Raw genomic sequence first — 7,566 nt, 5'->3', positions numbered from 1 at the left:
TGAATCCGTGCTCCATCCGGATCCTCATCACCCCACACTGCCGGATCGAACGACGCTCGTCAAAACACGGAAACGCTGGCGCCAACATGGAATCTTTGATCGGCTGATGACCTGCGTGGTGGATCCGTGCATCGCGGCGGGGCTGGTCTCGCCGGATGTGCATGCGGCGGCCGATGGCACCCAAGTGCGGGCGAATGCTTCGATCCACAGCTTGCGGGAAGTCAAGCTCGCTCCGGTGGAAACGTTGGAGGACTACCTCGCCCGCACCGCCCGGGAAGATGAACAGACCGAGTCACCGACAGCCGACCGGGATCCTGATGAAGTCTATTCCCCATTAATTCACCGGCCTTCTAGTAAGTCGATGAGTTCTTTGATAAACTGAGAATACATGCGAATTTTCCTCCAATGGTTGGGATTGGTTACCTTTACCATACAGGAAAATTCGCATTTTCTGTATCCTCTATTTTCTCTATGCACACCGATCTTGAATGATCAAGTACAACTTGTGGTGAATATCCAAAAACTATATTCACTATATAAAGTTTGACAATATCCTGAATCCGTGACAGAAGTGTATCAAAAATGCTGGGAAACCCAATGTTCACCTATTAGGTGAAGAACCCCGAGTGCAATATTTTGTTGATTGATCCAGTTTTCTTGGCAGCTTTGAACGCGTCTTTATCACGGATTCAGGAATATACAAAAATACATAATTTTTGTATATTTTGTTAAAAAAGAGTATTCTTTATTTCCAATTTAACAATAACTTGTTAATATATACTTGTAAATCCTACCCTTTTAACAAAGGATAGGAATTTAATAGAATTTAAGGAAGGGGTGATAAAATGAAAGAAGTAAAGCCTGATGGCGTCTGGATGTGCGCTCTCAAATGTGCTGCACCTTGCCTAGGAGTTTGCGCAATTGACACTACTAGCCCAATTATGGATGCAGTAGGAACAACATCAGGATATGCTAGTGGATATGATTCATAAAAAATCTTCTTAGTTGAGATAGGCAAGTGGATTAAGGCGGTGAATATTGGAAAAGTCATCCTTAATGATAGGATGACTTTTCCAAAATATTTATGAAAGGATGAGTACTTTGGAAAAAAGAGGTTTTTACTTTAGCACAATGAATAATTCTTATTTTTATGATGATACGACAGGGAATGTAAGTGTTGTAGATAATGTTCCTAATAAGAGAGTAGTGTTTGGTGAGCAACGTTATGAGTTTAAAGCAGCGAACAGGGAAGAAATAGAAAAATTTATTCATGAAAACGGATTTAGACAATTAATACTGATTGTAACGGAAAATTGCAATCTAAGATGCAAATACTGCGTGTACTCAGGAAACTATGAAAACAGCAGGACACATAATTCCTTTAAAATGGACTCTTCCATCGCTAAAGAAGCTGTATTTAAGTATTTATCTAGTATTTCTAATATAAAGAAAAAGAAGCCGTTTTTGATACCTATAATTGGTTTTTACGGTGGGGAACCTTTATTAAATTATACACTGATCAAAGAAATTGTTACTTACTCTAAGCAAATATACAACGGGAAAATTTATTTTAATATGACAACCAATGCTACCTTATTAGATGAAGAAAAAATAGAATTTTTGGTACACAACAATTTTCTTCTATCTATTAGTTTAAATGGGTATAAGGAAGAAAATGATAGAATGAGAGTTTATGCCAACAACAAAGGTACGTTTGATGACGTTATGGAAAAAATACGCTATATAAAAACTAAATATCCCGATTACTATAGAACGAACTGTCAAATAATAGGGGTTTATGATGTAGGAACGGATTTGCATAAACTTCGAGAATTTTACTCCACGAATGAACTAGTAAAAAACAAATTGACTATGCTTTTGCAGGTATCCGATGTATGTACAGATTGGTACGACCAATATTCAGATGATCAGAAAAACAACTTTAAGAAACAATTGGAAGAATTAAAACAAATATTTATCAAAAAAGTCATGAATGGAGAAAAACTCGATCCAGTGCTAAGATTGCTTTTTGCTCTTCCATTATATGAAGTAATAAATAGACCTCTAAACGTATCCATACAAGAGTTAAGACCTTCTTTTTTGCCTTTTACAGGCACATGTGTGCCAGGCACAAAAATTGCCGTAGACACTAAAGGAATATTGCATAGTTGCGAAAAGGTAAATGATAAAATGCCTATAGGAACCACAAAAAAATGGATAGATTTCGAAAAAATAACAGAAACTCTTGACAGATATAACAAACACGTCGGTCCAGGCTGTATTAATTGCCCTATACAAAGATTTTGCCCAACATGCTATCGAGTCCTTCTAACAGCTCAAGGAGAATTTAACAGAAAACAGATGAAGCCTTGTCAAAAATTAATTGAAGAAAAGCAAAGAATATTTGAACTTGCCTATACCCTTATGGAGAAAAACGTCAATTTGGGCAACATCTTAGAAAGATAATACATAAATTACATAGAAAGGAGAAGAAAAAGGTGAAAGAATATTTTAATTTATACCCACATTGTGTGCCTATAAATGGAAAATTGGGCACTACCTTATACGATTTTAAAAATAACACTATATATCATCTGCAGTCAAAAGAAAGCCTAATTTTAAGAGGAATATCTAGGGGAGAGAGAATATCTAAACTAAAAGAAACGCATGGAGCTAAGAATGTAGAAAACCTTTTAAATTTATTAACAGAGAAAAAAATTGGAGAATACGGTGACACTTTTGTTCCAAGAGAGCCATATAGAAAGGGAAGTTTGAAAGCCTTGCAATTAGACGAAAATATTCCTTTATTAAATTGTTTCATAGAGCTTCCCTGCAGTTGTCCCAAAAACTGCAGTCATTGTTATAGTCCGAAAATTAATGGGTGCTTTGCATGTAAGAAGGTTGCCAATAACTATGTTTTAAGCAACAGAGATTTAGGTTTCTATTACAACCTCGTAAGAGACATTATTTCTTTAGGATTTTCAAATATTTATTTTCATGGAGGAGATCCTTTAACCAATTGGGGTGTTACCAAGGAAATTCTTCAGTTCAGTTCTATATTAAAACTTTCCAATCAAAAATTATATTTGCTTACCAATGGGGAAATGTTAAATGAAGAAAGAGCCGACTTTTTAATCCAATTTAATATCGTTCCAATCATTTTATTTGATTATACAACAGATAGTATCGATTTGAAAACGATAGAAGAGATTTCTCATTACTTCAAAGAACATGTCAATCAGATCATATTCAATGTAGTAACAAGCAGGAATAATGTAAAAAAATTAAATTGTTTAAAACAACAACTAAGTGAATTAGGAATAGCCAATATCATTCCTAGCATAGTTATAAACGGAAAAGAAGAATCCATTTTATATCATGAAGAGTTGCCGACATTTGGGTGCGACATTAACAGCTTTTCTTATCTTGGAATATATCATCCTTGTTTAACAGGCAGCTTAGCAATCACTTCCGATAAAAAAGTGGTTCCGTGTCCAAGATTAGAATCGGAAGTGCTGATGGATCTTAAAGAACATAACAGTCTGCTTGATTTATTTGACAGAAAAGAAGAAGTCCTGAAATATTGGAAGCTTTCATTGGAAAATATTGAACCTTGTGGTACTTGCGAATTTAAACGAATGTGTATGGATTGCAGAGCCGCAGAGGTTGCTTTTTCTAACAGTTTAACCCAAAAATCTCTTTGTTCTTATACGGGGTTATAATAAGGATAATTAAAAGCCAAGAAGTAGAATGTAGGAGGGAAACAATTGAATTATATTGAACTGCACAATATTGCTAAATCATTTGATAATAAAAATTACATACTAAAAGATATCAACTTGTCGTTACACCAAGGGGATCGTGTGGGCATTATTGGGGGAATTGGTTCTGGGAAAACCACTTTATTAAGAATAATCTTGGGATTGTATACTCCAACATCTGGGAAAATCAATAGAAACATATCCAATCACGAAATTGGGTATTTGCCTTCTACCAAAGGGATTATAGAAGAGTTTACAGTGAGAGAAAATCTCATATTTTGGTCTCAAACTTATCAATCCCCTATCCATGTAGTGGAGGAACTGATAGATAGGCTAAACATGGATAAGATGGCAGACAAAAAGGTGTCTTTGCTTTCTTCTGGAATGAAACAAAAACTTGCTTTTGCTTGCTCTATTATTCATTCCCCCAAACTTCTTATTTTGGATGAACCTACAGTAAATTTGGATGTAGAAAATCGATCTTTAATAAAGAAATTTATACAGGAATATCCTAAGGAAAGTTGCATTGTCATTACATCTCATAATTTTGATGACATTGAACATATGTGTAATCGAATTGTTATGATTGTTGATGGAACGATAAAAGTGAAAGAGGAACTGAATAAATTAAAATCTGATTTTCAATCCTCTCTTGTCAGAATACGAACCATCTCAAAAATCAATCAACAACAATCAATTCTAATTAAAGAAGAATTTCCAAATGTTCTGGTGAAAGATCATGAGGTGATTTTAGATAAACAAATTTATAAATTGAACGATGTTTTATTAAAATTAATCCATTTGAATATAGAAATACGTGATGTTTTAGAAAATGAAGCAATACTTGAAGATATTTACTTACGTTTGAATAAGAAAGAAGGTTGACGGAATGAAGGCTCTATTGTGGAAAGAATATCTTTTTCTGAAGAAGAAAATGCAAAAGATGTTGCTTCTAATCGCAATTGAATTTGTTCTAGTGTTGTACTTCATCTATGGATTAAATTCTATCCCTATTCATATTAAATTTAATCTCATTTTAGGAACGACATCGATTATTTTTCTGTTACAAATACTTTTTGAATCCATTAAGACAGATAAACAAAATCGAGTATATGAGAAAATGTTGCAAATTTTTTCTATACAGAAGATATTAATTGTCAAGGTACTTTTTTCTGTTTTTATCGCAACAATCCTTAGCAGCATGTATTCGTTTCTATTCTATGGATATCAGTTGTACCTGGGGATTCAGATCCCTTCTCAATACTTGCTGTCTTTATTATTATTGCCGTTTATTAACTTGCTCTTTGGAATAGTGTTATGCGTCGTCATGTTTCTGGTTGATAATATTGTCATATTAAAAGTTACTTCTATGTTTGGAGCGATGTTTTATGTATTAACCTTTACGAATATACATCAATACAAGATTATTGGAACCATTATTGGTATATTGCTTTTCCTTGTAATCACGCTCCATTTTCTTTTAAAGAAAATATCGAATGAAAAATTTTTAACGATGTAACCTCTTGGTTATGGAGGTGAGGAAGGAAATTGAAAGTATTAAAGTTCTATTTAAAAAAAAGCTTAAAAAATGTTGTTATTCTAGTATTGCTCACCCTATTCATCTCTTTCCTTAGCAACATCATTCCTATATTATCACAAATGGTTTTTGATGAAGGAATTATGAAAAACAATGTTTTTAACATTGCTGTTTACTCATCTATTCTAATAGGGGCATATATTGGAAGAGGTGTTTTAAATCATTTTAGTGATTATTTAATATCTGCAACGTCTGCTAAGATTATAGCCAACGTCAAGAACGAAATCATTCAGAAGATATTAAAAATGCCTGTATCATTTTTTGATAAACAATCAACAGCTTATATCTTATCAAGATTGAACGAAGTGAATTCTTTATCATCGATATTTACTCCAACTGTTTTTAACTTTCTTTCCAGCACAATATCAATGATAGGCGCTTTAATGTACATATTGTCCAAAAGCATTGAAATATTCGTTGCATGTGTATCGTTCATTCCAGTGGTTTATATTATTTCTAACACTTCTATCACATCCTTAAACAGATACTCTAGAGAAATGCTTGAAGCTACTGCAAATACGAATAACAAAATACATTCTGCATTAGAAGGGATAATTGCATTAAAAGAACTAAACGAGGAAGAACACATGAATCAGTCTATTACAAAAGAAGTCAACCAATTAGCATTGAAGACAATTCATCAAAGCAAAACTGCCAGTAAAAGTTCCCAAATGCTAAACGTGATGGTTTTGGTGGTTCAGACGCTCATTATAGGTATAATTGGTTTTTTCATAACCAATAAAAAGCTGACTATAGGAGATTATGTGTCCATGACCCAATATGTTGGCATGATATACTCTCCCTTAATTATGTTACAGAGTTTTAAGTTAAGTATACAACCTGCTATTGCTGCTATTTCAAGAATTAACAGCATGTTATCCTCTAATAACACAGAGAACATAGAGGAAAGCACAGGTAAAAAAATAGATTACATCAAGTTTGTAAAATTTGAAAATGTATCATTTAAATACGATACATCGAATGAAAGCATTCTTAATAATATCTGTTTTGATCTATATTCTGGAGATCGGATAGCATTTATCGGAAAAAATGGATCTGGTAAAACTACTATAGCCAAACTTTTATTGGGTTTTTATAAAAATTATTCTGGGAATATCACCATTAATGATTATGAACTGAGAGAGTTAGATATAAATAGTTTAAGATCCAAAATTGGGATTGTTCCGCAAAATATCTATCTATTCGAAGGAAGTGTAAAGGAAAATATTCGGATTGGAAATCGGGTGTTGTCTGAAAAAGAATTTCAAAGAAGATTAGATAGACTTCTTGAATATGGCTTTTTGAATGGTTTGGATTTAAATAAAAAAATTATTGATAATGGGAAAAACTTGTCCAAAGGACAAATTCAGCAAATCGCTTTTGCAAGAATATTTATGAAGGATGTTGATGTCTTAATATTTGATGAAGCTACATCGAATATGGATCAAAACGCAAAAGAAGCTTTTCAAAACATTTTGCTGGATTTACTTCATGACAAAATTTGTTTGTTTATTAGTCACACTGATGAATTAATGTATCTTGTGAACAAGAAAATTGTATTAAATGATGGAAAAGCTGACATTGTTTACGACAGGGAGGGAATCTCATGAGTAAAATTATTTATATTTTGCTTTTAATTATTTCTTTGTTTATTTTGTTTTTCCAAATAAAAAATAAAAAAATAGATATAAAGGGTCTTTCCATCAAAATAATCACTATTATTATCATATTATTGGCATTGGCATGGATAAGCAAATGGATGTATATAGATGCACCTTGAAAAGTTAACTTTCCGATTACGCTGTACCCCCTAGAAAACTGGTGATTTATTGAAAAGCCACGGAAAACTGACTCTCTTCTCAAATGGAGAAGTCCTGTAACATCAACGCTTCTCTTTTAGCCGAAAACAACGGGTTCGGCGAAATCGGTCATTTTTCACCATCCTGCTAGGAGTTGCAGCACTTCCTCCGGGCGCTCATGGATGTAGTCCACAAACCAGGCAATGGCTTGGGTGATATCTCACATTTCGCACCCTAACAAGGTCAAAACAAAGGATTTTTTATTTAGTTTTTCAGAATAACTTTTTGACCAACACGACGAGCGATGGCTATCCTTTTTTTACCATCGCTGGTCGTTCCGTATGACGTTACACGTAAATGCTCTCATCCAGCCCCAACCCCTGCAGAATCCTTCGTTGTTCAGGGGTGA

At 33.6% G+C, this 7,566-nt stretch carries 6 protein-coding genes and 1 pseudogene; all 7 read left to right on the top strand.

What is annotated here, in order from left to right; all coding sequences use genetic code 11:
* Positions 1 to 316 (top strand): annotated as a pseudogene (locus CV944_RS15965) (transposase); the annotation flags it as partial.
* Positions 317 to 845: 529 nt separating this feature from the next.
* On the top strand, positions 846 to 992 hold the full coding sequence (locus CV944_RS17915; RefSeq protein WP_156779978.1) for a huazacin family RiPP peptide: 147 nt from the start codon (positions 846 to 848) through the stop codon (positions 990 to 992).
* A gap of 100 nt (positions 993 to 1,092) precedes the next feature.
* Positions 1,093 to 2,466 (top strand): radical SAM protein, encoded by a 1,374-nt coding sequence (locus tag CV944_RS15960; RefSeq protein WP_100664516.1) that lies wholly within the window; start codon positions 1,093 to 1,095, stop codon positions 2,464 to 2,466.
* A gap of 32 nt (positions 2,467 to 2,498) precedes the next feature.
* Positions 2,499 to 3,722, top strand: coding sequence for a radical SAM protein (locus CV944_RS15955; RefSeq protein ID WP_060475561.1), 1,224 nt, complete (start codon positions 2,499 to 2,501; stop codon positions 3,720 to 3,722).
* A 45-nt stretch (positions 3,723 to 3,767) separates the two neighbouring features.
* Positions 3,768 to 4,646, top strand: a complete 879-nt coding sequence (locus tag CV944_RS15950; RefSeq protein ID WP_060475562.1) for an ABC transporter ATP-binding protein — start codon at positions 3,768 to 3,770, stop codon at positions 4,644 to 4,646.
* Between the two features lie 663 nt (positions 4,647 to 5,309).
* Positions 5,310 to 6,968, top strand: coding sequence for an ABC transporter ATP-binding protein (locus CV944_RS15940; RefSeq protein ID WP_100660151.1), 1,659 nt, complete (start codon positions 5,310 to 5,312; stop codon positions 6,966 to 6,968).
* On the top strand, positions 6,965 to 7,138 hold the full coding sequence (locus tag CV944_RS17530; protein WP_198518532.1) for a hypothetical protein: 174 nt from the start codon (positions 6,965 to 6,967) through the stop codon (positions 7,136 to 7,138). Before CV944_RS15940 ends, CV944_RS17530 begins: the two co-directional genes overlap by 4 nt.
* Positions 7,139 to 7,566 lie beyond the last annotated feature (428 nt).

Origin of the sequence: Geobacillus sp. WSUCF-018B (genome assembly GCF_002809985.1) — a bacterium.
GTDB lineage: Bacteria > Bacillota > Bacilli > Bacillales > Anoxybacillaceae > Geobacillus > Geobacillus thermophilus.
Note: the sequence above shows the minus strand (reverse complement) of the source record. Positions and strands in the feature narration are given on the sequence as shown.